A 26,819-nucleotide genomic window follows, 5' to 3' on the forward strand; every position below is an offset into this window, starting at 1 on the left:
TACTATTTAAAGATTTACTATTTACTATTTAGAGAATCAGCAGTAGGATAAGTGCCAATGCACCGCAAAGGAACACATACGCATATTGTTGTACCTGACCGCTCTGCAAACCACGAATCTCGTCGCTTGTTGTATTGGTGGCCCATGCCAGGAAGTCAAAGAATCCATCCACTACATGACGGTCGAACCATGCGATAGGAGTAGAGATGCAGCGGAAGATAATCTTATGCGTAATAAACTGGTAGATATCATCAATATAGAAGCGATTATAGGCTGCCTTGTGCAGACCTTTGAATCGTTTTGCCAACGAATCAGCAACAGGCTGTTTGGCATTCTTGTACATCCATGTAGCGATTGCAATCGAAATAATCGCAATAACAACGCTCGTAATAGCTACTGACGGATCGAGATGGATAGAATAAGATTCACCATTCGAACTGATGAAGTGTCCGAAAGGAATAAATCCTGCTCCACAAGTTACAACTGCCAGGAACATCAGCGGGAAAGTCATAGCCAACGGACTCTCATGTGGGCGGCAAGGTGCCGCTTCCAAGTTTCCGTGCGGCGTGTTATGTTCCGAATGGGAACCTGCCCGGGGCGGCTCGCTCCCCCAAAAAATACCGTAGTAAAGGCGGAACATATAGAAAGCTGTCATTGCAGCGATGACTGTCATCACCCATCCCATTACAGGGCTGTATTGGAAACAAGCAGCCAGAATTTCATCCTTCGAGAAGAAGCCCGAGAACGGAGGAATACCGGCAATAGCCAGACAAGCAATCAGGAATGTCCAGTGAGTGATCGGCATATATTTGCGTAAACCTCCCATAGCGGACATTTCATTAGAATGTACGGCATGGATAATGCTACCTGCACCGAGGAAGAGTAATGCCTTAAACATGGCATGTGTGAAAAGGTGGAACATGGAAGCCATGTAGCCCAAACCTCCTTCGTGCGGATTCATGGAAGTACAAACACCCAGAGCTACCATCATGAAGCCAATCTGTGAAATGGTAGAGAAAGCCAGTACACGTTTGATGTCTGATTGTACGCAAGCCACACTTGCTGCGTAGAATGCTGTAAATGCACCTACCCAAGCAACCATGTGCAGCGTATTCGGTGCGTATGTAATGAAAAGTGGGAACATACGTGCCACCAGATATACACCGGCAACTACCATGGTAGCCGCATGAATCAATGCGCTGACCGGAGTAGGACCTTCCATTGCATCCGGCAACCAGATATGCAACGGGAACATGGCACTTTTACCGGCACCACCGACAAACATCAGTCCGAGAGCCAACGGAAGCATAGAAGCTCCACCGCTTATCAAGGATACTGTATCCGGAGTGAAGCCGAATGTACCACCGTAATATCCGTAAATCAGGATACCGATCAGGAAGCCCAAGTCAGCAAAGCGAGTAACAATAAACGCTTTCTTGGAAGCAGCAATGGCAGCCGGTTTTGTATAATAAAAACCGATTAGCAGGTAAGAACTTACCCCCACCAGCTCCCAAAAAAGGTACATCTGGAAGATGTTGGTTGCAACGACCAATCCCAGCATAGACATGGTAAACAGGGATAGGAAAGCGTAATAGCGTTGAAAACCGACTTCTCCTTTCATGTAACCGAAAGAGTAGATATGTACCATCAGTGACACTGTAGAGATGACGATCAACATCATTACCGATATAGGATCGAGCAAGATGCCCAAATCGAAGTGTAAAGTCTCTGTAAAAGGAAGCCACGTGAAGTTGTAAGGCATCAGTGTGGCGAATGTTCCGTCTTCCAGTCGTGGAGCGGAGAAATATTGGATAGCTGTAACGTAGGATAGTACTGCTACTGCTCCCAGTATCAGCGTACCGATTGTACCCGCTGTCCGGTGGGACATCCATTTACCTCCGATTCCCAATATGAGAAAGGAGAAGAAAGGAAGAAGGAGTATTAGAATTGTTAGTTCCATACAGTTTTATTTAATTACTTGAGTTATTATTAATAATTTTTGGTCTTATAGCTGATAATCACTATACTCGGACCTTCTGTTTGGTTTCCCGGTGTGAAACTAGTTGTTCCTCGGTGAGAAACACTTTGTTTCTCGGTGTGAAACGAAGTGTTTCAAGGGATGAAACACCTTGTTCCTGGGAATGAAACAAATCACCACTTCAACTCGTCCAGGTTGCGCACCTGAATGCTTCGAAGATTACGATAAATGTTAATCATGATGGCGATAGCTATTGCAGTTTCCGCAGCCGAGATGGCGATGGAAAAGAGTGCAAAGAAATAACCCTCCATTCCCCCCGGAAAAAGGAAACGATTGAATACGGCGAAGTTGATGTCCGTAGCATTCAGCATTAACTCTACAGAAATCAGGATAGCCAGTGTATTTCGGCGGGTAAAGAATCCATAGATTCCTGCAAACATCATGATGGTAGAAACTACCAGGTAATATTCCATGTGTATCATATTCGAACTCTATTTTGATAGTTAATACTTAAAATTCCTATCTCTTACGTGCAATCATGATGCCACCGATGATACACGCCAGCAATAATATGCTGACAGCTTCGAAAGGCAATACATAACCGTATTTGTCACTACTTAATAAAGCGTTCCCGATAGCATGAATGCTAATTTCTTGCGGGGCCAAATTAGCTGTCTGCATGAAATCGTGCTTCAGTGTGATAAACAGGATAATGGCCAAACCGGCAATCATAGTGAAGAGTCCGGCTAAGACTTTACTTCGTTTTGCTTTCTCGGCCCGGTCGCCTTCTCCACTGGTCAATAGGATGGAGAATACATAAAGAACGACGATACCACCGGCATAAACCATAATCTGAACGGAACCCAGAAAGGTGTAACCCAGCAAAAAATAGATGCCGGCCGTGCCGAAGAGCACGAAGAGCAGGTAGGTGGCCGAGCGTACGATACGTTGGGTAGTCACCGTCATGATGGACATAGCAATAATAAATGCTGCCAAAAAGTAGAATACTACTGTTTCAAGTGTTGATCCCATATCTAAACTTCTTTTTTCTTTTCTATTACTTTACTACCGTCGTGGTTCAACTTCAGGACAAGTTTCGTCCGGTCGAAGACTGCATGTTCGAAGTTCTGGTCGAACGTGATGGCATCGTGCGGACAAGCATTGACACAGAGCTGGCAGAACATACAGGCACCCAAATCATATTCATAGGTTGCCAGAATTTTCTTCTTCTTTCCATCTTCTGTTTCGACGGTTTCGCTGGTCACTTTGATTGTATCGTTCGGACAGGCCATTTGACACAATCCGCAAGCTACACAGCGATGTTCATTATTCTCATTGTGGGGCATATTCAGCGTACCACGAAAACGGTCGAACATTTTCAGCTCTTTCCGGTTTTCGGGATATTGCTCGGTCACTTTCTTACGGAAGTATACCTTGATGCTGGTTTTCATACCCGTTGCCAGTGTACTGATGCCATGCACCAGACCACCTAAGTACGTATATTTTTTATCTTTATATTCCATAATTTTCATTTATCAAAAGTGGAAGCCGAAAGCTACGCAGCATGCCATTAATAATAGATTTACCATAGAAATTGGAACCAGGTATTTCCATTCCAGATTCAAGATCTGGTCGATACGCAAGCGTGGGAAAGTCCATTTGATCCACATCAGAAGGAATACCACAAAGAATGCTTTGGCGAAGAACCAGATAAAGCCCGGAATATAATCCATTACAGTGTTAAATCCATCCAAACCAACAATGTGCAGCGGCATCCATCCTCCCAGGAAGATGGTGGCGGCAACACTGGCTACGATAAACAGATTCAAGTATTCTGCCAGATAGAAGAAACCGAAACCCATACCGGAGTATTCAGTATGATATCCGGCTGTCAGCTCACTTTCCGCTTCGGGAAGGTCGAACGGGCCACGGTTACATTCTGCATTTCCGGCAATCAGATAGATGATGAAAGCAATGACCGCAGGAATATGTCCCTTGAAGATGAACCAACCATCAGCTTGTCCTTCTACGATTTCAGAAAATTGCATGGTTCCCGTCAGCACTACCATTGTCATGATACTCATACCAACAGAAAGTTCATAACTGATAATCTGTGCACCGCTTCGCATGGCACCGATCAAAGAGAATTTGTTGTTACTACCCCAACCGGCCAGCAAGATACCGACAACTCCAATGCTGGAAGCTGCCAACAGGAAGAACACGCCCACATTAAAGTCCAGAATCGCCGCACCTTTATTAAAAGGAATACAAGCGAAAGTCAGGAATGAAGCGATAATCACCATGAATGGAGCAAGATTGTAAAGGAAATGGTCGGCATCCTTCGGCATGAAGATTTCTTTGGTCAGCATTTTGAGCACGTCGCAGACCACTTGGATAGAACCCCATTTACCAACACGGTTCGGTCCAAGACGACACTGGAAAAAACCGCAGACCTTACGCTCCATGTAGATCAATATGATAGCCAGGATGGCATACAGTGCTACGAGGCACACGCCGACAGCTACACATTCTATAAAGATGGCTAATCCCTCCGGCATAATGGAGAGCAGTAGCTCATGTATCCAGTTTGTTACTATACTAAAGTCGAACATATATTTTTAATAATTAAGTATTATCTGTCAATATCCGGAACGACATAATCTATTGTTCCGCCAATAGCAATTAAGTCGGCAATCTTTGTGCCCCGACAAATGGTGTCAATTGCAGCAACAAGCGGCAATCCCGTAGCACGGTAGTGCAGGCGGTAAGGCGTTTTGTCACCCTGACTTTCCAGGAAGACACCAAATTCACCACGACTTCCTTCTACTGCTGCATAGTAGCTGCCTTCCGGAACACGGATGATAGGTTTCATCTTCTCCTGATAAGGTCCCTCGGGAATATTGTCTATTAATTGCTCAATGATGTTCAGACTTTCCATGATCTCATCCATACGCACCAGGTAACGGGCAAAGCAGTCACCTTCCGTATAAACGATTTCTTTGAAATCGACTTTGTCATATACACCGTATGGCATTCGTTTACGTACGTCACACGCCCATCCGGATGCACGGCCTGTACCTCCGGTACAACCGAAAGAGATGGCATCTTCACGGCTTAACACACCGACGCCTTTCATACGGCTCTGTGCGATGATGTTACCCGTGAATATATCGTGATATTCGTGGATAATTCCTCTCATATATGGAATGAACTCTTTTACTCGTTTGACGAAGTTAGGATGAAGATCAGCCTGTACACCGCCAATCGTATTGTAGTTCATAATCAGACGTCCGCCACAAGTTTCTTCAAAAATATCGAGAATCTTCTCGCGGTCACGGAATCCATAAAAAAATGCTGTCAACGCTCCTAAGTCCATAGCAAGACAAGAGTAGAACAGCAAGTGAGAATCGATACGTTGCAACTCGTCCATTATGGTACGGATGTACTGTACGCGTTCACTGACCTCAATACCCATGGCTTTTTCAATACACATACACAATGCATGGCGGTTCTGATGCGCGCCCAAATAGTCCAGACGGTCTGTCAAAGCCAATGTTTGAGGGTAAGTGAGGCTTTCATTCATTTTTTCGATTCCCCGATGGATATAACCACAGTTCGCATCAATCTTACGAATGATTTCACCTTCCAGAGAAACACGGAAGCGCATTACACCATGAGTAGCAGGGTGCTGCGGACCGATGTTGACTACATATTCTTCTTCGCCGAACAGTTTCGTTTCTTTGTTCTTGATGGTTCCGTCCGGGTTCAGTTCTATTTCTTGAGTCGTATCAAACGTCTCTTCATTGGTCATGCACAGTGGGTTATCCTTTTCCGGATCGTTATCTTTACGCATTGGATAACCGATCCAATCGTTACGCAGGTAGAGCCGACGCATATCAGGATGACCGACAAAGGTGATGCCATAAAAATCAAAAACTTCACGTTCGTAGAAGTCGGCTATCTTCCAGATGTCGCTGACAGACGGAATTTCCGGTAGCTCGCGGTTGGTTGTCGCTGTTTTTAGTGCTATCCGTTCGCCTGTAATGGTAGATTCCAGATGGTAGACTACGCCTAAACCGCGGAGTTTTTCCGGAGCGTCTTTCTCATCGGCTACTCCCCAGTCCATACCGGTGAGGCTTTCGAGAAAGTCCATCTGTTTTTCATTTCGCAAGCGCAGCATCTCGTCGTGTAACGCTGCAGGAGCTATAAATTGTATTTCTTGCATAAATCAAATTAAATTAAGAATGAAAAATTAAGAATGAAAAATCTGCCGGGATGTTGCATGCGAATTCTTCATTCATCATTCATCATTCTTCATTTTTTTAATAATCCGGTTTCTTCTCTTTTCTGTTTACTCCACCAAAGAACTTTTCTATTTTCACTTTGCGTTGCAATTGCATCATGCCATAATAGAATGCTTCAGGACGTGGCGGGCATCCGGGAATATATACATCTACCGGAAGAATCTTGTCCACCCCGTTCACTACGTGATAGGACTTCTTGAAAGGACCTCCGCTGACAGCGCATCCGCCTACGGCAACCACATACTTCGGATCGGGCATCTGGTCGTAAAGTCGTTTCAGTACCGGAGCCATTTTATTGGTGATTGTTCCGCATACCATAATCATATCAGCCTGACGCGGGCTGGCACGTGCTACCTCAAACCCAAAGCGGGCCATGTCATAACGCGCGGCACCCAGTGCCATAAATTCGATACCACAACAACTGGTTGCAAAGGTAAGCGGCCACAGTGAATTGCTGCGTCCCCAGTTGATAAAGTCGTCAAGTACTCCGAGGGCAACATTGGCTCCTCCTGCATTAAGTTCCTTGACCAACTTTTCCAATGATTCATTGTCGATAAACTCATCATACGGAATAGATTTTATTTTTGGCTTTTTGGTTATTTCCATTCCAAAGCTCCTTTCCTCCAGGCATAAGCAAGACCCAGAACTAAAATGATAAAGAAGAAGAGAACACTAATAAGTCCCTGTGGTCCCATGTCACGCATAACTACCGCCCACGGAAACAGAAAAGCTGTTTCGACATCGAACATAAGGAATAGGATGGCAAACAAGTAGTAGCCTACACGGAACTGCATCCATGATTTACCACGTGTCGGTATACCACATTCATAAGCCTCAAACTTTTGCAGGTTGTATGAACGGGGAGAGATAGCACGCGAGAGGGCTATTACTACACCGACAAAAGCAAGCGCTGTCAGTAAAACAACAACTAAAAATGTAAAATTCATAATTCAATAGCTGTTTAGATTGAATATTATATAGAAATAAGCAATTAGTCTATTCGCCCTATGGAGAATAAAACCAACTGTAATAAATGACGAGCAAAAGAGTCTACTGTACTGTAGGCTAAATGACAATCTTTCTCAACCCATATATATAATAGGAGATAGGATCGTAATAATATGTAGGAGAATGGGATGAGACCGGGTAAGGCGGACTTTGATGTTTGTAATGGTCACAGAAATAAGCGATTAACAAAAACATGCTTTTATCTGTCGGAACATGTGCGACATCTGTATGACTCATGTCACAGGTTTGCGTCGTATAAAGATTATAAAGACGTTCCAAAGCATCCTGAATCGGACGATCTTGTGATACATAGCATTTCTCCTGCCGATAAGTCGGGGAGGAAACTTTGCACATATCTTCCATTGCTCCATTAGTTGCACAATGGATGAGCAAAACCAACACTAAAAGTAGTCCGAATTTTAAGCTTTGTTTCATCTTTCTCTTTTAACGGCTGCAAATATAGAACTAATATTTATACTTTTTGCAAAGTCCGTATAGCAAAAAAGCTTTTTTTAACTCCATATCTTTTAGATTCATTTTTTAGTCAGCATGGTTTCACAAATATCATTTAGAATGGGGTAATTTCTCCATCTTCATTTGTTAAAAGATGCAATAAAAAGAATGATTTACGCTCTTTTTGGCGAATAACACAAAGAAAATACATTTTTTTGCAGATTAAGAAAGAATACATGATTATGAAACGCACACTTTGGTTTATATTTTTCCTTCTAAACTCCTTGTTTTACCTCTATGCAGATAGTGAGAATGATTCTTTGTTGAAGGTGTTAGACAAAGTGATTTCTGAACGTTTGATATATACCCAGAAAAAAGAAGCTACCATAAAAGAATTAAAGAAAAAGAAAGTTGGCCTTAATTCGTTGGAGGATATATACAATTTAAATAAAGAGATTATCCATCAATATGAGACTTTTGTCTGTGATTCGGCAGAACAATATATTCATGAGAATATTGATATAGCAAAAACGATTGGTAATAAAGAATATCTTTTGGAAGAGCAGCTCCGGTTGGCTTTTGTCTATTCTTTATCCGGTTTGTTTATTCAAGCAAATGATATTTTTAAGTCGATAAAATGTGCGGATTTACCCGATCATTTGAAAGCTTTGTATTGCTGGAATCGTATACGTTATTATGAAAATCTCATTAAATACACGGACGATGTACGGTTTTCAAACGAGTATATATCGGAAAAAGAGGCTTATCGGGATACTGTGATGAGCATCTTATTTGACCAGTCGGATGAATATAGAAAAGAAAAAGCTGTGAAGCTTCAAGATAAGGGAAGTACCAAAGAGGCTCTTCTGATTTTGACAGAGATATATGATAAACAAGAGCCGGCATCTCATGGATATGCTATGATGGCTATGGGGCTTGCCAGGGCTTATCGGTTGATTGGGAATTATGCACTGGAAGAAAAGTTTCTAATGCTGGCTGCTATGACAGATACAAAACTGGCTGTCAAAGAGAATGAGGCATTATTGACATTGGCAGTTAATTTATATCATAAAGGAGATATAGATAGGGCTTATAACTATATTAAAGTAGCGTTGGATGATGCCATCTTTTATAATTCTCGTTTTAAGAATACAGTAATTGCCCGCATCCATCCGATTATTGAAAATACATACTTGATCCGGTTGGAAAAACAAAAGCAGAACCTCCGTTTCTATATATTTCTGACTAGCTTGTTTGTGGTAGCTCTTGCTATCACCCTGTATTTTACATATAAACAAACAAAAATTGTATCCCGGGCTAAACGGCATCTTAAAGCTATGAATGAGGAACTGGTCGGGCTGAATAAGAATCTCGACGAAGCTAATCTGATCAAGGAAAAATATGTGGGGTATTTTATGAATCAATGTGCCGTTTATATTAATAAACTCGATGAGTACAGGAAGAATGTGAACAGGAAAATCAAGACCGGACAGATTGATGATTTATATAAGTCATCCTCCCGACCTTTTGAAAAGGAACTTGAAGAACTTTATCATAACTTTGATAAAGCGTTCCTTAATTTGTATCCTAACTTTGTGGAAAAGTTCAATTCTTTGTTGAAACCGGAGGAGCGTTATAAACTGGAAAAGGACCAACTGAATACAGAATTACGCATATTTGCATTGATACGGTTAGGAATTACCGATGTTGGACAGATTGCTGTATTTTTGCATTATTCTGTGCAGACAATTTATAATTATAAGAGTAAAGTGAAGAGAATGTCCACTCTTGATAGTAATATCTTTGAAGAAGAGGTAAAAAAACTTGGTTCTTTGTCTCAAAAATGATTCTATTCAGTTTACTAAAACTAAAAAATAGTATTATTGTAAACTATTGATTATTAAATGTATATATAATAATTGAACTGTAAAACGTTTACTTTCCTGCCTACTTCCACTAAGAAGTAGGCTTTTTTCATCTCTATATTTGCATCACAAGATTTTTGATAACTGAATACTAATTTAAAGAAACACACAACTATGAGTTTTTCAGAATTGTATCTTATTTATTATCCCAAACTAGTTCGGTTTGCAAAAGAATTTGTGATGTCGGAAGAGGATGCTGAAAACATAACACAAGATGTTTTTGCAGATCTTTGGGAAAAAAGAGAGTCTATGGATCATATTGAGAATATAAATGCTTATCTTTTTAGGCTAGTAAGAAATAGATGTCTGGATTATCTAAAGCATAAAGTGTTCGAACAGAAATACGTTGAGAATGTACAAGCTTCTTTCGAAGTCGAGTTGAATTTGAAAATGCAATCTTTGGATCGCTTTGATGTATTGGATATCTATGAGGGAAATGAAATGGAAAAGCTAGTCCGGGAAGCAATTAATAGTTTGCCTAAAAAGTGTCGTGCTATATTTTTATTGAGTCGTATGGAGGGGCTGAAATACCGGGAAATTTCCGAGCGGTTGGGGATTTCGGTTAATACAGTGGAATGTCAGATGGGAATAGCGCTTAAAAAGTTGCGTGTAATGTTGAATATGCGTTTGGCTGCATAAACGTTTAACTAATTTGTAGATGCTTTTTAGGGGTATTTATTGATATAATCGTCCTTTGATAAAAAAAGGAACGAAGAATGAAGGAGTCTTTAAATAAATATTTTGCTGGTGAACTTACTTCTGATGAGAAGGAAAGCTTTTTGATGGAGGTGGATAAGGATAAAGTTTTGAAAGAGAATTTTGTTGATAATCAAAGTCTTTTGGTAATCATTGACTGGACATTCCCCGGAAATAAAGACAATGAGGAAGTGATACAGCAAAAATTGGATGAATTTATGCGCAAGATGGAACAGCGCGAAAGATAACTAGTTTTGGAATACCATGAATCAATTTTATATCATATTACTAGCAGTTTTCTTTTATAGTAATGTTCGTGCACAACAAGCTTATTTTGTTGATGGGTATCATGGTGGAATATATGGGCATTACCCGGTGAAGTGGAAAACTCAATTTATAGTAGACCAGCTATCTATGCATCCGGATTGGCGGATTTGTTTGGAGATAGAACCGGAAACCTGGGATACTGTTTATGTACAAACTCCTGAAGCTTATCAACAATTTAAAAAGCTCGTGGCAAGTCGGCAAGTAGAATTTACGAATCCTACTTATGCACAACCTTATTGCTATAATATTTCAGGAGAGAGCATCATTCGGCAGTTTCAATATGGTATAACCAAGACCAATGCACATTTTCCGGAAGTTGATTTTGTTACTTATTCTGTAGAAGAGCCTTGTTTTACGAGTTGTTTACCACAGATTCTTAAACAATTCGGTTTTAAATATGCTGTCTTAAAGTGCCCTAATACTTGTTGGGGAGGGTATACTGCTGCGTATGGCGGCGAACTGGTTAATTGGATAGGGACAGACGGGACTTCTATTTTGACGGTTCCTCGTTACGCTTGTGAACGACTGGAAAAGAACTCAACATGGCAGACAACAGCTTGGGGGAATTCAGAAGCATATTTGACGGCTTGTCGTGAAGCGGGGATCAAGCATCCGGTTGGCATGTGTTTTCAGGATGCCGGATGGAAAAACGGTCCGTGGATCGGAAGTGGAAAGAACACAAAAAATAATTCTATATATATAAGATGGAGGGATTATATAGAGAATATCTCCATCGGAAAAACTGATGATGATTGGCATTTCTCACAGGAAGATATACGCGTAAACCTGATGTGGGGTAGCCAAGTATTACAGAAGATAGCGCAGGAAGTTCGTACTTCTGAAAACAGGATTATCATGGCAGAGAAAATGTCTGTTATGGCTCATCTGAAGAATGGGTATACTTGTTTGAAGGCAGATATGGATGAGGCATGGCGTACTTTAATGATGGCACAGCATCATGATTCTTGGATTGTGCCCTATAACGGATTGAATAGACAAGGTACATGGGCTGATCAGATTAAACGATGGACGGATGATACGAATCGAATTTCTGATAGAATCATAGAAGCGTCCATACAAAACTTTGATGATTTGTCAGGCTCGCAGCAAGGTGACATTAACCAGCAATGGGTACGTCTTTTTAACACTTTAGGAGTGGAAAGGAAAGAACCGGTGAGTGTTCTTCTTTCTTTAGAGTCTGAGAATTCAGATTTTGTTATTTGTGATTGGAAAGGTAAAGAGATAGCTTGTTTTGTAGAAAGTGAAGGAGAAAAGAAAAGATTGTTTTTTGAAGCAGAGATTCCTCCCTTCGGATACTCCACGTATTGTATAAAAAAGAAAGAAGTAGGTAAAAAGATCGTTGCAGGAAGCGAAAAGGTTTCAGAAAGTAAGAAGGTTAATGAGCAGGAATACGTGATTGAGAATGACATGTATAAGGTTGTTTTTGACTTATCGAAGGGAGGAGTTATCAAAAGCCTGATTGCTAAAAAAGAGGGGAATAAAGAATTTGCACGTAAAACAGGTGAGTATTTTTTAGGAGAGTTGAGAGGTTTCTTTTATGAAGAGGGTAAGTTCCGTTCCTCAACAGAAGCTCCAGCCAGATTGACTATATTGAGGGATAACATATATGAGAAAAAAGTAAAGATAGAGGGAGAGATTGCTTCTCACCCATTTACACAGTTAATAACCCTTTCAAAGGGGGTGAAACGGATTGATTTTGAATTGACGGTTGATTGGAAGAAGAATGTAGGTATTGGTGAGTATAAAGAAAATCATTGGAGTGGTAATCGCAGAGCTTTTTGTGATGATCGTTTTAAATTGAATGTATTGTTTCCGGCCGATCTTCGTTCTCCTCGTATTTATAAGAATGCACCATTCGATGTGTGTGAAAGTACACTCGATAATACTTTTTTCAATTCTTGGGATCAAATCAAACATAATATTATACTCAATTGGGTCGATTTAGCTGAACAGAAAGGCGATTATGCATTGGCTTTATTTTCTGATCATACAACTTCTTATTCCTATGGAGAAGACTTTCCGCTCGGGCTGACAGCTCAATATTCGGGTGGGGGACTTTGGGGACCTGATTATAAAATTACCGGTCCTTTAAAAATGAAATATGCGATTATGCCTCATCGGGGTAAATGGGATAAGGCATCAGTAGCAAACAGCAGTGATTGTTGGAATGAACCTTTATTATCTTCTTGTTATTCGGTGGCAAAACCGGAATCAAAGTCGTTTATTAATTTACAAAATACCGGTTATCAGGTAAGTGCTGTTTATCTGGAAAATGGAAAGATCGTATTACGCCTGTTTAATTCGGAAGGGAACGAGAAATTACAGAAGGTTACTTTTGACATGCCATTGTCCGGTGTGGAAGAGGTGGATTTAAATGGAAAATGTGTCGAAAAAAAGAATATAAAAACATGTGCGGGAAAATCGGATATGATGATCTCGATGCCTCGTTTCGGTGTTAGAACTTTCGTTCTGAGTTTGATTTAAATTTATTATATTGTTATGTATAAAGCGACTGCTAATCTTTTATTTGTTTGCTTTTTATGCTGGATGACGGGATGTTCGTCCACCAGTACAGTATCGGAAGATTTGATCCCGACTGATTATGTAAATCCGTTTATTGGCGCCAGTACCAGTGTAGGGGCTGCGGGTGTATATCATGGATTAGGTAAAACTTTTCCGGGAGCTACCACTCCTTATGGTATGGTACAAGTTAGTCCAAATACCATCACAGGAGGAGATAATGGTTCTGGATATAGTGATGAACATAATACGATTGAAGGCTTTGCCTTTACACAGATGAGTGGTGTGGGCTGGTTCGGCGATTTAGGAAATTTCTTGGTAATGCCTACAACAGGTGAATTATATAAAGTAGCAGGGAAAGAAAATAATGATAGTATAAAGGGATATCGTTCAGTTTATAACAAAGTGACTGAGACAGCCAAGGCAGGATATTATTCGGTTGAGTTGACTGATTACCGTATAAAAGTGGAAAGTAGCGCAACGCCGCATTGTGGAATTTTACGTTTTACTTATCCTTCTAATAAGCGGTCTCGTATTCAGATTGATTTAGCGCGTAGAGTGGGAGGAACATCTACTTCCCAATATATTAAGGTTGTAGATGAACATACCATTCAAGGTTGGATGAAGTGTACACCTGATGGTGGTGGATGGGGGAATGGTGAAGGAAAAGCCGATTATACTGTCTATTATTATGCTCAATTCAGTAAACCTTTGGCAGATTATGGTTTCTGGAGTGCGGATATTCCTGAAAGTTGGGTTCGGAAACGTGATGAAGTGGTTAGTATTCCTTATTTGACTCGTGTTTCACAAGCTCCGGTCATCAAAGATAAGAAAGAATTGGAAGGTAAGCATTTGGGCTTTTTTACAGAGTTTCCTACAAAAGAAGGGGAGACTGTAGAGATGAAAGTGGGTATCTCTTTCGTTGATATGGAAGGAGCTGCTAATAATTTCAAACAGGAAATAGCTTCTAAAGATTTAGAGCAGGTAAAGAAGGAAGCTACGGATTTGTGGAATAAAGAACTTAGTCGTATTCGGATATCTGGTGGTACGGAAGATGAAAAAACTATTTTTTATACTGCTATGTATCATACAATGATTGATCCTCGTATTTATACTGATGTGGATGGTCGTTATGTAGGAGGTGATTATAAAATACATACAACGGACAGTGCTTTTACAAAGCGTACTATTTTTAGTGGATGGGATGTATTTCGCAGCCAGTTTCCTTTGCAGACTATAATTAACCCATGTCTGGTGAGCGATGAATTGAATTCATTGATTTCAATGGCAGAGCAGAGCGGACGTGAATATTACGAACGTTGGGAATTTCTAAATTCCTATTCCGGTTGTATGTTGGGAAATCCCGCCTTGTCTGTTTTGGCGGATGCTTATGTAAAGGGAATTCGTACGTATGATGCAGAGAAAGCTTATCGGTATGCCGTTAATACTTCACGGCATTTTGGTAATGATTCATTAGGTTATATACCGGAACCATTAAGTATTTCGACAACTTTGGAATATGCTTACACAGACTGGTGTGTATCTCAAATGGCACAGGCCATGGGAAAAGGCGAGGATGCTAGACTTTTTTACGAAAAAGGCCAGGCATATCATCATATTTTTGATCAAGAGAAAGGTTGGTTCCGTCCTCGTAAAGCAGATGGCTCATGGGTAGCATGGCCAGAGAATGCACGTCTTAAAGAATGGTATGGCTGTATAGAAGCAAATTCTTATCAACAAGGTTGGTTCGTGCCTCATGATGTTTCGGGAATGGTGGAATTGATGGGCGGTAAAGAGAAAGTAATTGAAGATCTGATTTATTTTTTCAGTAAGACTCCTTCCAATATGTTGTGGAATGAATACTACAATCATGCTAACGAACCGGTGCATTTTGCTCCTTTCCTCTTTAATCAGCTTGCTGTACCTTGGCATACCCAGAAGTGGACACGTTATATTTGTGAAAAAGCGTATGCTAATAAAGTAGAAGGTATTGTTGGTAATGAAGACGTCGGTCAAATGTCGGCATGGTATGTGTTGGCTGCTTCCGGTATTCATCCTTCTTGTCCGGGTAATACACGTATGGAGATTACAAGTCCGGTATTTGATAAAATAGAGTTCAGTCTTGATCCCAATTATTATACCGGGAAGAAATTCACGGTGATAGCTCATAATAATAGTATAAATAACGTCTATATACAAAAGGCTTTGTTGAACGGTCGGGAATACAATAAATGTTATCTTGACTTTGCGGACATTGCAGCTGGAGGTACATTAGAACTGTTTATGGGCGATAAACCGAATGTTGAGTGGGGAGTCTGATTAATAATATCTTTTTTAACTAATTGTTACTTTAAAGTTTTGATAGTATGATAAATAGACTTGGACTTTTCATTGTATTGGTCATATTTGTTCTTATTCAGACAGGCTGCGCCGAGCAGAGTACTAGAATGTCTTTGAATAGCTCTAATCCTCGGGTTATCTGGGAAGTGAAACCCCAGGCAGATTTAGAGAACATAACCGGAGAGCAGATTTCTACTCCGGAATTTAAAATGTCCGATTATGTAAAAGGGGTTGTACCCGGAACTGTTTTTACTGCTTATGTTGAAGCAGGAATCGTTCCTGATCCTAATTATGCCGATAATATTTATAAAGTAGACGAAACGTTTTATAACCGTCCTTTCTGGTATCGTACGGAATTCGAACTCCCGTCTTCTTATTCGGAGGGGAAGCGGGTATGGCTTCACTTCGACAATACGAACCGCTTTGCCGATTTCTATTTTAATGGCGAGAAGATATCAGGAACAAAAACATCTACTAAAGATGTAAGCGGTCACATGTTACGTTCGAAGTTTGATGTGACCAATCTGGTAAAGAAGTCTGGTAAGAATGTGATAGCTGTTCTGATTACCGATGCCGATCAGAAAAAGACGCGTAAGGCTAAAGACCCGTATGGAGTTGCATGTAGCCCCAGTTATCTGGCTGGTGCCGGTTGGGACTGGATGCCATACGTACCGGGACGTCTGGCTGGTATCACAGGCAATGCTTATCTTGTGGTAACGGGAGATGTAGTGATGGAAGATCCTTGGGTGCGTTCAGAGTTACCGACCTTGCAGAAAGCAGAGCTTTCTGTCTCAACAGATATTAGAAATGCTTCTTCTTCCCCAAAAGAAGTCGTTGTATCCGGAGTGATTCAGCCGGGGAATATTTCTTTCTCTAAAGACATTCGGGTAGAAGGAGGAACAACAGCCAGACTATCTATTAACAAAGATGACGTAGCTCAATTGGTTGTTGACCATCCGAAACTTTGGTGGCCGAATGGTTATGGTGATCCCAATCTCTATACTTGTAAGCTGACTTGTTCTGTAGATGGAAAAGTGTCGGATGTAAAAGAAATGACATTCGGTATCAAGAAGTATGAGTATAAAATGGTCGATAATGTAGTGGGATATCCTGTTCTTACATTCTTTATCAACGGACAGAAGATCTATCTGAAAAGGTGGAAACTGGGGAATGAGCGAATATCTGCTTCGCTGCCAGGGTAAAGAGTATGAAACGAAAATCAGACTTCATAAGGAAATGAACTACAATATGATCCGTCTATGGACCGGTTGTGTTACTGATGATGAGTTTTATGATTATTGTGATAAATATGGAATTATGGTATGGAATGATTTCTGGTTATATGTAGCATACAATGACGTGGCGCAACCGGAAGCATTTAAAGCGAATGCTCTTGATAAAGTCAGACGCCTTAGAAACCATCCTTCCATTGCTATTTGGTGTGGAGCAAATGAAACGCATCCGGCACCTGATTTGGATAATTACCTGCGTGAAATGATTGCGAAGGAGGACAATAATGACCGTATGTATAAGTCTTGCTCCAATCAGGATGGATTGTCCGGAAGTGGTTGGTGGGGAAATCAACCTCCAAGACACCATTTTGAAACTTCAGGCAGTAATCTGGCATTTAATACACCGGCTTATCCTTATGGCATTGATCACGGTTACGGTATGCGTACAGAAATAGGAACAGCCACTTTCCCGACATTTGAAAGTATCAAAGAGTTTATTCCGGAAAAAGACTGGTGGCCTCTGCCTACCGATGAGCAGTTGAAGAATGATGATGATAATGTATGGAACAAACATTTCTTCGGTAAGGAAGCGTCTAATGCCAACCCGGTTAATTATAAGAATTCAGTGAACACACAGTACGGAGAGTCATCCGGACTGGAAGAGTTCTGCGAGAAAGCGCAAATGCTGAATCTCGAAGTGATGAAAGGTATGTATGAGGCTTGGAACGATAAGATGTGGAATGATGCAGCCGGACTTCTGATCTGGATGAGTCATCCGGCTTATCCCTCGTTTGTATGGCAGACTTATGACTATTATTATGATCCTACAGGTGCTTATTGGGGAGCAAAAAAGGCTTGTGAACCTTTACATATCCAATGGAATGCTTCCAATAACAATATAAAAGTAATAAATACTACAGCAAAGGACTTGAAAGGTGCAATAGCTAAAGCTGCAATTTACAACTTGAATGGAAAAGAAGTGCCTGCATACGGACAGACAAAACAGGTCGATGTGGCAGCCAGCAACATTGCAGAAGCATTTTCTTTGAACTTTAACCCTTTCAATCTGGCTTATGGAAAGAAGGCTGTAGCTTCTTCTTCAACAGGTGCCTCTAAAAGTGCTTCAATGGTTACTGACGGAGGAGCCGGAAGTCGTTGGGAAAGTGCATACAGTGATCCTCAATGGATATACATTGATCTTGGTAAAGAAGAAAAGATAGAAAAGGTTATTTTGAAATGGGAGGCAGCTTGTGCTAAGAAATACGAACTGCAAGTATCGAATGATGCGCAAGAATGGAAAACCGTTTATGCCAACAAAGATGGAAGAGGTGGTACTGAACAGATTGAATTGAAACCTGTTACAGCACGTTATGTGAAATTGGCAGGCATCAGCCGTGCCACACAGTTTGGATATTCATTGTTCGAATTCGAAATCTACGGTGAGAAACCAAAAGAGATAGAAGAACTGACTCCGCTTCATTTTATCAAGTTGGAACTGACAGATGCCAAAGGTAATCTAATCTCTGAAAACTTCTATTGGCGGAATGGCGTGAGAGATCTTGACTATACATTGCTGAACACACTTCCGGAAGTTGCTTTGTCTTGCCGATTGGTGGATAAATCGATGTCTGACGGAAAGATGAATATAGCTGTAAAGAACAATTCCGAGACTGTGGCTTTTGCTAATCGGGTGAGGCTTGTTAATAAGGCTACGCAAAAACGAATACTTCCAATTATTATGTCCGATAATTATGTGACGTTGATGCCGGGCGAAGAAAAGGTTATCACTATGGAGGCGACTCCCGAACTGTTGAAAGGAGGCGTAAGTGTATTGGTGAAACAGTATGGGAAAGCAGAGAAGAATAAGCTGGATATAGCAGATTGATTGTTGTACGGTTATCTTTATGGTTTGATTAAAAGAATAAAGAAAATGGCTAATAGACTAAAAATGAGGATACTTTTGTTGTTATCTTTAGTTTATATAAATTGCGATTACTTACAGGCACAAACAACAATACCCCGGTTTGAAGAAGGGGAACGTGTCGTATTTGTAGGAAACAGCATTACTCACGGCGGACATTATCATTCATTTATCTGGTTGTATTACATGACTCGTTTCCCGGATAAACCGATTACTATCATGAATGCCGGAATTGGTGGAGAGAGTGCGTGGGATATGAAGGATCGTTTGGACTATGATGTTTTCAACAGGAAACCAACTTATGTGACTCTAACTTTCGGTATGAATGATACCGGTTATGATATTTACATGAAAGACGATGCAAAAGAACTGTTGGAACAACGGATTGCAAAGTCATTGGAAAGCTATCGGGAAATAGAAGAACGCTTACTGGCTAAAAATAAAATAAAGAAAGTTTTGATTGGTGGTTCTCCTTATGATGAGACTTCCCGGTTTAATAATTTTATATTGCATAATAAGAACAACGCCATTTTAAAAATCATAGATGCCCAACGTACATCGGCTAAAAAGAATGGCTGGGGTTTTGTTGATTTTAACCAACCGATGCGTGAGATAAGCAGAAAAGAGCAGGAGGCAGATTCTACATTTACATTCTGCAGGATAGATAGAATTCATCCGGATAATGACGGACAGATGGTTATGGCCTATTTGTTTCTGAAAGCACAGGGACTGGCTGGGGATGAAGTGTCATCAGTATCTATTGATGCATATCATTCATCTGTAATAACTCATAAGAACTGTAAGATTTCAAAACTGAAAAAGAACGGAGCTGATCTGACTTTTGATTATCTGGCGTATGCTCTTCCTTATCCGCTGGATTCAATTTCTAGAAGTGGCTGGGGAAATAAAAGGTCACAACGCGATGCAATGCAGTTGGTTCCATTTATGGAAGAGTTTAATCAGGAACGTTTTCAGGTAACAAACTTAGAGAAAGGAATGTATCGGTTAACTATAGACAATCAGTTTATTGACAATCTCTCATCCGAAAAGTTGGCGAATGGAGTGAATTTGGCAGATTACCCGAATACTCCCCAATATCAACAAGCTGCGAAAATCATGTATCTGAATGAAGAACGGTTTGAAGTGGAGAAACGCTTCAGAGAATACTTGTGGACCGAATATTCATTCTTGAAAAAGGAAGGATTACTGTTTGCAGATGATCAAAAGGCTATCGATAAACTGAAGGAATATTTACCTAAAGATGGTTTCCTTAGGATGAGCTACGACTGGTATATAAAAGCGATGAATCCCGAAATACGGGAGGTTTGGAGCAATTATATGAAGACTATTGTTGAAACAATTTATAAAATCAATAAACCTGTCACTCATAAAGTGAGGCTGACAAGAATTGAGTAATAATAGAAAATGAATAGTATGAAACGGTTATTATGTTTAGTTTGTTGTTTCTGTTGGCTGTCTGTGATAGTGTATGGAAGTCAGAAAACAACTGCTTTTTATTTGTCAGAGTTGAAATGTGAAAATCTTATTAATCCTCTAGGAATTGATAATGTGACCCCTCACTTCAGTTGGAAGTTGAAGGGAAACGGCTGGAAAGGCGGGCAGACTTATTATGAGATACAGGTAGCTTCGGATAGTATTCTGTTGACGCAGGATAGGGCTGATTTATGGAATACCGGGAAATTGAAATCCAATGTTTCTGTTATGGTTCCTTATCAGGGTAAGGCTTTAACTTCCCGTTCTTTGTGCTATTGGCGGGTACGTGTTTGGGATGCTAAAAAACAAGTTTCATCATGGAGTCCAGTTGCTCGTTTTGGAGTTGGTATCTTGAATAAATCACAGATGCAAGGAGATTATATAGGGGCTTCTATTGAGGGTGATAAGATTTGTGCTCCTATTCTTCGAAAAAAAGTGAAGCTGACTCAAGGGGAGACTTCTTTCCTGCATGTAAATACGTTGGGGTATCACGAAATTTATGTCAATGGGAAAAAGGTAGGGAAAGATGTCCTTACACCTGCTGTATCACATTTATCTAAACGTTCACTGATTGTTACTTATGATGTAACTCCTTATCTAAGAGAAGGAGAAAATGATCTGCTTATCTGGCTGGGACAAGGTTGGTATAAAACGACTACTTTCGGAGCTGCTTATGAAGGTCCGTTGGTAAAGGCAGAACTGGATGTGTTGAGAAACGGTAAATGGGAAGTGGTAACGAAGACAGACGAATCATGGAACGGACGTGAAAGTGGTTATTCGGATACAGGTACTTGGCGTGCTTTGCAGTTTGGAGGTGAGAGGCTAGATGGAAGGATTCTTCCGCGAGATCTCTCAACACAGGCTTTAGACAAAATGAAATGGACTCCTGTTGTGAAAGTGAATGTTCCTGATCATTTTGCTTCTCCTCAAATGTGTGAGGTAAACAAGATACATCAGACCTTGCAGGCTGTTTCTGTAAAAAAAATAGATGATGATACATGGCTGGTAGATATGGGAAAGGTTCAGACCGGATGGTTTGAGATGCAAATGCCTATATTGCCGGCAGGGCATGAGGTTATCATGGAGTATAGTGATAATTTGACGAAAGACGGTGAATTTGACAAGCAAGGTGAAAGTGATATCTATATATCTGGTGGTAAGCAAGGAGAGTACTTCAGAAATAAATTCAATCATCACGCTTTCCGATACGTGCGCATCTCCAATCTTCCTCAAGAACCGGAAACAGGTGCTATGAAATCTCTGCAAATTTATGGAGATTACAAACAGACTGCTACTTTTGAATGTTCGGATGCTGACTTGAATGATATCCATAATATGATTCAGTATACTATGAAATGTTTGACTTTTAGTGGATATATGGTAGATTGTCCACATTTGGAACGTGCAGGGTATGGTGGTGATGGAAACTCGTCGACGATGTCTTTGCAAACGATGTACGATGTAGCTCCAACATTTGAAAACTGGATACAAACATGGGGAGACTCCATGCGTGAAGGAGGAAGTTTGCCGCATGTTGGTCCTAATCCGGGTGCCGGTGGCGGCGGTCCGTATTGGTGCGGATTCTTTGTACAGGCTCCCTGGAGAACGTATGTCAACTATAATGATCCCCGCTTGATTGAGAAATATTATTCTCAAATGAAAGAGTGGTTTAAGTATGTTGATAAATATACAGTAGATGGTTTGCTGAAACGTTGGCCCGATACCAAATACCGTGACTGGTATTTGGGCGATTGGCTGGCACCCATGGGAGTAGATGCAGGTAATCAGGCTTCAGTGGATTTGGTAAGTAACTGTTTTATCAGCGAATGCTTGAGCACCATGTATAAGACAGCCTTAACATTAGGAAACAAAGAAGAGGCGGAAGAGTTTGCTATTCGTAAAGAAAAACTTAACAAGTTGATTCATCAGACGTTCTACCGTGCGGATGAAGGAATCTATTCTACCGGCTCACAATTGGATATGTGCTATCCTATGTTGGTAGGTGTTGTACCTGATTCTTTGTATAATAAAGTGAAAGAGAATGTCGTTATGATGACCGAAGAAAAGCATAAAGGACATATTGCTGTTGGTTTGGTTGGAGTACCTATTTTGACTGAATGGGCTGTTCGGAATAAACAAGTGGATTTCTTCTATCAAATGATGAAGAAACGTGATTATCCCGGTTATCTGTATATGATTGATCGTGGTGCGACAGCGACTTGGGAATATTGGAGCGGAGAACGAAGTCGTGTGCACAATTGTTACAATGGAATTGGTACTTGGTTTTATCAGGCTGTAGGAGGAATACGTCTTGACGAGGCTGAACCTGGATATCGTCACTTCTATGTCGATCCTCAAATTCCGAATGGTGTGACCTGGGCAAAAGTAACGAAAGAATCACCTTATGGCACAATTGCTGTTAATTGGAAGTTGGAAGATGATAACCAGCTGAACCTTCAATTGACAGTTCCTGCCGGAACAACAGCTACAATTTGCATCCCCAATAATGCTGTCTCATGTAAGATGAATAAGAAGAAAGTGAGTATTAAAAAGCAGACTGTTGATGTAGAAGCAGGGCATTATGAATTTCTATTTAATTTGAAGTAGATACATCACTCCCATTTAGAAAGCATATCGTTATAAGGATTAAGCTTAGATTTGTTGGATGGTTGTTTTTATTTGATTATTCTATACCTGTGGTTTATTATAATCAAATAAAAGCAACCATTTCTTTGTATATAGTAAAAAGAAAGTGTATTTGTGGTTGGATATTGATGGTGGCACTCTTTTCTGAAAGATATGGATATATAAAAGTAATTGTTATCACTGGATAAAGTTAAATCAGATGACGAAATTTAGTTTCTATCTTTCTATTAATCAGCTTTATATTATTGTAATGGACAGATTTATACTTTAACTATAAATTTGTCCAAAGATAATCTTCTAATCCGGGAAATGAATAAGAAGAAATCCCAGCCTCTGAAGACGATTCGGTTCTTCTTCAAATTCCGTGCTAGTAAAGCTCATTGAAAGGTTGATGGATAAAGGGATATCGGCATATTAGAAATAGCAAATAAATTATCCAAGCTATATGCATCTTAAAGTACCCCGGAATAGCCATGAATAAGGTTATTGAACATAAATAAGTAGCACGGAATTTGATTAAGAACCAAATACGTTCCAGCCCCCCTAAGTTGAATTTCTTTATTGATATACTCAACCCCCACCCTGCATTGTTATCGGCTTAATTATGATTTTTATACGATTCTTTTTAAATATCTATTTTAGTGGTTTCCAAAATTTCAAGCGTTCATAGTATAAAGTTCAATAGATATAGGTAAAAAGTTAGGATTGGTGTTTGTATTTCCATAATATTTCTCTAGTTTAATGAAAAATATGATATCATGAAAAATGTTTTAGTAATGATTACGTGTGTTTTGATTTGCTTTTTATCAGCGTGCTCGAATGTAAAAAATGTACCTTCCATAGTAACTATTGAAAAAGGCTTTCGGGAAATTCCCGATAGTATCCGAGTGGGATGTTATTGGTATTGGATTTCAGATAATATCTCAAAAGAGGGAGTGGTTAAAGATCTGTATGCTATGAAAAAGGCAGGGATTACTCGTGTTTACATAGGAAATATTGATATAGGAGGAAATGCTTATGGAGATGTGAAAATATTTACGCCTGAATGGTGGGAGGTTGTACATGTAGCACTGAAAACTGCTACAGAACTGGATATGGAAATAGGAATGTTTAATAGTCCTGGGTGGAGTCAGTCGGGAGGACCGTGGGTGAAGCCGGAACAGAGTATGCGTTATCTGGCAGCTACCGATACGATGGTGAAAGGTTCGCAAACACTTTCATATACGATACCTGAATATTCGGATTCGATGCAATTGGTCCGTGTTATAGCTTATCCTACACAAAGTGATGTGTTTAAAAAAGAATGGAAACTGCAACAGAAAGGATATGAACCCGTAGTTTTTGAAATGCATCTTGATGAACCACAACCTATTCGTAGTTTTACTTTTACAACAAACAATTATGTATGGACCAAAGCGGAATTGCAAGCTAAAGTAGATGATACTTATAAAACGATCAGGAAATTTGAGATAGATCGCACCAATGGAATGCGTTCTGTTGGCTTTTTTACAAATGCTCCGGTTGTTATTTCTCTTCCTGCAACGCAATCTGCAGATTTTCGTTTGTTGTTGGATAAACCGATTAATTCTTATGGAGACATTGAGGCCATTGTTTCTCTTTCTTCCGCAAAAGTGGTAGAACGGTATCCTGAACAATCTTTGGCAAAAATGTATCAGCGTCCTGATCCAAAATGGAATTCATATATGTGGCCTAACCAAGATTGGTATAATGATTCGGAGGGGTTTGTGATACTGGAAGATAAGGTGACAGATTTAACAGCCTTTCTGTCGTCAGACGGAATGTTGACTTGGAATGTGCCTGAAGGAGATTGGATTATTTCTTGTTTGGAAATGAAAACGACAGGTGTGACAAATACACCTGCCACACCTGAAGCTACTGGGCTTGAAGTAGACAAGATGAGTAGAAAGCATGTTAGTGCACATTTTGATGCTTATATGGGTGAAATCCTCCGTCGTATCCCCGAAGCTGATCGGAAGAGCCTGAAAATAGTAGTGCAAGACAGCTATGAAACGGGTAGCCAAAATTGGGCAGATGATATGCTGGAACGTTTTAAGAAGGTTTATGGGTACGATCCGTTACCTTATTTACCAACTCTATATGGAAAAGTGGTAGGTAATGAGGATATATCTTCGCGTTTTCTTTGGGATTTACGTCGTTTGATTGCTGATGCTGTTTCATATGATTATGTAGGTGGTTTGAGGTATATTTGCCATCAACATGGACTCACAACTTGGTTGGAAAATTATGGGCATTGGGGATTTCCGGGAGAATTCTTGCAATATGGCGGTCAATCTGATGAGATTAGTGGTGAATTTTGGAACTTTGGTGATTTGGGACTAATTGAGAATCGTTGTGCTTCCTCTTGTGGACATATTTACGGTAAAAAGCGTATTTGGGCGGAGTCTTGTACCAGTGGAGGACCTAATTTCACGAATTATCCGGCTAATATGAAAGCGCGGATAGATCGTTTCTTTACAGAAGGTATCAATGCTTCACTGCTTCATCTGTATATTCATCAACCGTATGAGGATCGCAATCCTGGTATGAGTGCTTGGTTTGGAAGTGACTTCAATCGGAAAAATACTTGGTTTAGTCAGATGGATTTATTTACAGACTATCTGCGGAGATCAAATTTCCTTTTGCAGCAAGGTACTTATGTGGCGGATGTTGCCTATTTTATCGGTGAGGATGCTCCCAAAATGACAGGTTCAATAGACCCTCAATTACCAAAGGGATATTCTTTTGACTTTATTAATGCCGAGGTTCTTTTAACGAGAGCTGTCGTTAAGGATGGTTATTTAACCTTGCCGGATGGAATGAGGTATCGTTTATTGGTATTGCCAAATCAAAAATCAATGCGTCCTGAAGTTTTGAGAAAGATTAGCGAATTGGTACGCAATGGTTTGGCTGTTTATGGTGATGCTCCTGAATATTCTCCGAGCCTATCTGATTATCCTGAGGCAGATAAGGAGATTTCACATACTGGTACAGAATTGTTTGCTAACGATTATTATGGAAAAGGGAGAGTGTTCCAACGGGGACTTGTTTTACAAGATGTGTTGGATACACTGAATATATGTCCTGATTTTATGTGTGAAAAGGATATGCCAGTTCTGTTTATACATCGAACTCTACCGGATGCGGAAATTTATTTTGTGTCCAATCAGCATAATGAGAAAGTGATTTTCAACGGAGAATTTCGTGTATCTCAGGATTTCTCTCCAGAACATTGGAATCCTGTTACAGGGGAGATTCGCTATTTACCGGATTTTAAGAGTAAAGAAGGTTATACATCTTTACCGATTGAGTTGGAAGGAAATGAAAGTGCTTTTATTGTTTTTCGCAAGAATAATAAAGTAACAAGAAAGAAAGATAATTTTCCACAGAAAACAACAGTTTATAAGATAGATACCCCTTGGAAGATCACATTTGAGGCAGGTAAACGTGGACCGGAGGCAGCGGTAATTTGGTCTCATTTGAAGGATTGGACAAATGTAAATGATAATAAAATTAAGTATTTCTCAGGAAAAGCTGTATATGAAACAGAATTTGTATTAAAAGAACTTCCGCAGAAGAATTTGTATCTTGAATTGGGCAGTGTGATGGTAATGGCTAAAGTAACTTTGAATGGACACTATGTAGGAGGTGTATGGACTTATCCATATAGTTTGAATGTGACAGACTTTTTAAAGGAGGGTGAGAATAAACTGGAGATAACAGTTGTCAATAATTGGCAAAATCGTCTAATTGGCGACCAGTCTCTTTTGGAAGACCAACGTCCGACATGGACAACTATTAATTCGTGGAAAGCAAATTCTCCGTTACAATCTTCAGGCCTACTTGGACCTGTAGAAATTCAGGTCGTTGATTATGAATTGGTAAACTAAAATAATGTTAAATAGGAAAAGAGTATTGTTATGGCAGATATATGTA

The 26,819-nt window shown here is 40.1% G+C and carries 17 protein-coding genes and 1 pseudogene; 9 read left to right on the plus strand and 9 right to left on the minus strand.

Annotation, left to right across the window (positions count from 1 at the left end; translation table 11 throughout):
• Positions 1–28: 28 nt before the first annotated feature.
• The 9 genes from nuoL to BXY_RS15165 form a co-directional block, all read right to left on the minus strand.
• Positions 29–1,960 (minus strand): NADH-quinone oxidoreductase subunit L, encoded by a 1,932-nt coding sequence (gene nuoL, locus BXY_RS15125; protein WP_004312108.1) that lies wholly within the window; start codon positions 1,958–1,960, stop codon positions 29–31.
• Positions 1,961–2,151: 191 nt separating this feature from the next.
• On the minus strand, positions 2,152–2,460 hold the full coding sequence (gene nuoK / locus BXY_RS15130) for an NADH-quinone oxidoreductase subunit NuoK (protein WP_004312109.1): 309 nt from the start codon (positions 2,458–2,460) through the stop codon (positions 2,152–2,154).
• 37 nt (positions 2,461–2,497) lie between these two features.
• Positions 2,498–3,010, minus strand: a complete 513-nt coding sequence (locus BXY_RS15135; RefSeq protein ID WP_004312110.1) for an NADH-quinone oxidoreductase subunit J family protein — start codon at positions 3,008–3,010, stop codon at positions 2,498–2,500.
• A 2-nt stretch (positions 3,011–3,012) separates the two neighbouring features.
• Positions 3,013–3,501, minus strand: a complete 489-nt coding sequence (locus tag BXY_RS15140) for a 4Fe-4S binding protein (protein WP_004305338.1) — start codon at positions 3,499–3,501, stop codon at positions 3,013–3,015.
• A gap of 12 nt (positions 3,502–3,513) precedes the next feature.
• A complete protein-coding gene (nuoH, locus tag BXY_RS15145) occupies positions 3,514–4,590 on the minus strand; it encodes an NADH-quinone oxidoreductase subunit NuoH (protein WP_195436640.1) in 1,077 nt (358 codons plus the stop codon).
• A 20-nt stretch (positions 4,591–4,610) separates the two neighbouring features.
• Positions 4,611–6,203 (minus strand): NADH-quinone oxidoreductase subunit D, encoded by a 1,593-nt coding sequence (locus BXY_RS15150; RefSeq protein ID WP_004312112.1) that lies wholly within the window; start codon positions 6,201–6,203, stop codon positions 4,611–4,613.
• 97 nt (positions 6,204–6,300) lie between these two features.
• On the minus strand, positions 6,301–6,888 hold the full coding sequence (locus BXY_RS15155) for an NADH-quinone oxidoreductase subunit B (protein ID WP_015532357.1): 588 nt from the start codon (positions 6,886–6,888) through the stop codon (positions 6,301–6,303).
• Positions 6,879–7,229, minus strand: a complete 351-nt coding sequence (locus BXY_RS15160) for an NADH-quinone oxidoreductase subunit A (protein WP_004312114.1) — start codon at positions 7,227–7,229, stop codon at positions 6,879–6,881. The genes BXY_RS15155 and BXY_RS15160 overlap by 10 nt, the downstream gene beginning before the upstream one ends.
• 118 nt (positions 7,230–7,347) lie before the next feature.
• Entirely contained in the window at positions 7,348–7,725 is a 378-nt protein-coding gene (locus BXY_RS15165) for a hypothetical protein (RefSeq protein WP_015532358.1), read from the minus strand.
• Between the two features lie 260 nt (positions 7,726–7,985).
• Here BXY_RS15165 and BXY_RS15170 point away from each other — a divergent pair, with 260 nt between their 5' ends.
• The 9 genes and pseudogenes from BXY_RS15170 (at position 7,986) to BXY_RS15210 (ending at position 26,773) form a co-directional block, all read left to right on the plus strand.
• Positions 7,986–9,590: a DUF6377 domain-containing protein gene (locus BXY_RS15170; protein ID WP_008020697.1), complete on the plus strand. Its 1,605-nt coding sequence runs from the start codon at positions 7,986–7,988 to the stop codon at positions 9,588–9,590.
• 192 nt (positions 9,591–9,782) lie between these two features.
• A complete protein-coding gene (locus BXY_RS15175; RefSeq protein WP_015532359.1) occupies positions 9,783–10,307 on the plus strand; it encodes an RNA polymerase sigma-70 factor in 525 nt (174 codons plus the stop codon).
• Positions 10,308–10,384: 77 nt separating this feature from the next.
• On the plus strand, positions 10,385–10,612 hold the full coding sequence (locus BXY_RS15180) for a hypothetical protein (RefSeq protein WP_015532360.1): 228 nt from the start codon (positions 10,385–10,387) through the stop codon (positions 10,610–10,612).
• A gap of 16 nt (positions 10,613–10,628) precedes the next feature.
• Positions 10,629–13,196 carry a glycoside hydrolase family 38 N-terminal domain-containing protein gene (locus tag BXY_RS15185; protein WP_015532361.1) on the plus strand — a complete coding sequence of 856 codons (2,568 nt, stop codon included), beginning with the start codon at positions 10,629–10,631 and terminating at the stop codon, positions 13,194–13,196.
• Between the two features lie 15 nt (positions 13,197–13,211).
• Positions 13,212–15,551, plus strand: coding sequence for a GH92 family glycosyl hydrolase (locus tag BXY_RS15190; RefSeq protein WP_178286547.1), 2,340 nt, complete (start codon positions 13,212–13,214; stop codon positions 15,549–15,551).
• A gap of 47 nt (positions 15,552–15,598) precedes the next feature.
• Positions 15,599–18,689: pseudogene (locus tag BXY_RS15195) on the plus strand (discoidin domain-containing protein).
• A 45-nt stretch (positions 18,690–18,734) separates the two neighbouring features.
• Complete coding sequence (locus BXY_RS15200; protein WP_134993582.1) at positions 18,735–20,141, plus strand: SGNH/GDSL hydrolase family protein; 1,407 nt, start codon at positions 18,735–18,737, stop codon at positions 20,139–20,141.
• A 9-nt stretch (positions 20,142–20,150) separates the two neighbouring features.
• Complete coding sequence (locus tag BXY_RS15205) at positions 20,151–22,826, plus strand: family 78 glycoside hydrolase catalytic domain (protein ID WP_134993581.1); 2,676 nt, start codon at positions 20,151–20,153, stop codon at positions 22,824–22,826.
• A gap of 797 nt (positions 22,827–23,623) precedes the next feature.
• Positions 23,624–26,773 (plus strand): glycosyl hydrolase, encoded by a 3,150-nt coding sequence (locus BXY_RS15210; RefSeq protein WP_015532366.1) that lies wholly within the window; start codon positions 23,624–23,626, stop codon positions 26,771–26,773.
• The last annotated feature ends 46 nt before the right edge of the window (positions 26,774–26,819 follow it).

The sequence above is a fragment of the Bacteroides xylanisolvens XB1A genome, assembly GCF_000210075.1.
Classification (GTDB): Bacteria; Bacteroidota; Bacteroidia; order Bacteroidales; family Bacteroidaceae; genus Bacteroides; species Bacteroides xylanisolvens.

Coding starts and splice junctions, on each gene's coding strand:
- BXY_RS15180 (WP_015532360.1), top strand. CDS start 10,385: ATGAAGGAGTCTTTAAATAAATATTTTGCTGGTGAACTTACTTCTGAT.
- BXY_RS15175 (WP_015532359.1), top strand. CDS start 9,783: ATGAGTTTTTCAGAATTGTATCTTATTTATTATCCCAAACTAGTTCGG.
- BXY_RS15185 (WP_015532361.1), top strand. CDS start 10,629: ATGAATCAATTTTATATCATATTACTAGCAGTTTTCTTTTATAGTAAT.
- BXY_RS15190 (WP_178286547.1), top strand. CDS start 13,212: ATGTATAAAGCGACTGCTAATCTTTTATTTGTTTGCTTTTTATGCTGG.
- BXY_RS15140 (WP_004305338.1), bottom strand. CDS start 3,501: ATGGAATATAAAGATAAAAAATATACGTACTTAGGTGGTCTGGTGCAT.
- BXY_RS15210 (WP_015532366.1), top strand. CDS start 23,624: ATGAAAAATGTTTTAGTAATGATTACGTGTGTTTTGATTTGCTTTTTA.
- BXY_RS15170 (WP_008020697.1), top strand. CDS start 7,986: ATGAAACGCACACTTTGGTTTATATTTTTCCTTCTAAACTCCTTGTTT.
- nuoL (WP_004312108.1), bottom strand. CDS start 1,960: ATGGAACTAACAATTCTAATACTCCTTCTTCCTTTCTTCTCCTTTCTC.
- BXY_RS15160 (WP_004312114.1), bottom strand. CDS start 7,229: ATGAATTTTACATTTTTAGTTGTTGTTTTACTGACAGCGCTTGCTTTT.
- BXY_RS15135 (WP_004312110.1), bottom strand. CDS start 3,010: ATGGGATCAACACTTGAAACAGTAGTATTCTACTTTTTGGCAGCATTT.
- nuoH (WP_195436640.1), bottom strand. CDS start 4,590: ATGTTCGACTTTAGTATAGTAACAAACTGGATACATGAGCTACTGCTC.
- BXY_RS15150 (WP_004312112.1), bottom strand. CDS start 6,203: ATGCAAGAAATACAATTTATAGCTCCTGCAGCGTTACACGACGAGATG.
- BXY_RS15200 (WP_134993582.1), top strand. CDS start 18,735: ATGGCTAATAGACTAAAAATGAGGATACTTTTGTTGTTATCTTTAGTT.
- BXY_RS15155 (WP_015532357.1), bottom strand. CDS start 6,888: ATGGAAATAACCAAAAAGCCAAAAATAAAATCTATTCCGTATGATGAG.
- nuoK (WP_004312109.1), bottom strand. CDS start 2,460: ATGATACACATGGAATATTACCTGGTAGTTTCTACCATCATGATGTTT.
- BXY_RS15205 (WP_134993581.1), top strand. CDS start 20,151: ATGAATAGTATGAAACGGTTATTATGTTTAGTTTGTTGTTTCTGTTGG.
- BXY_RS15165 (WP_015532358.1), bottom strand. CDS start 7,725: ATGAAACAAAGCTTAAAATTCGGACTACTTTTAGTGTTGGTTTTGCTC.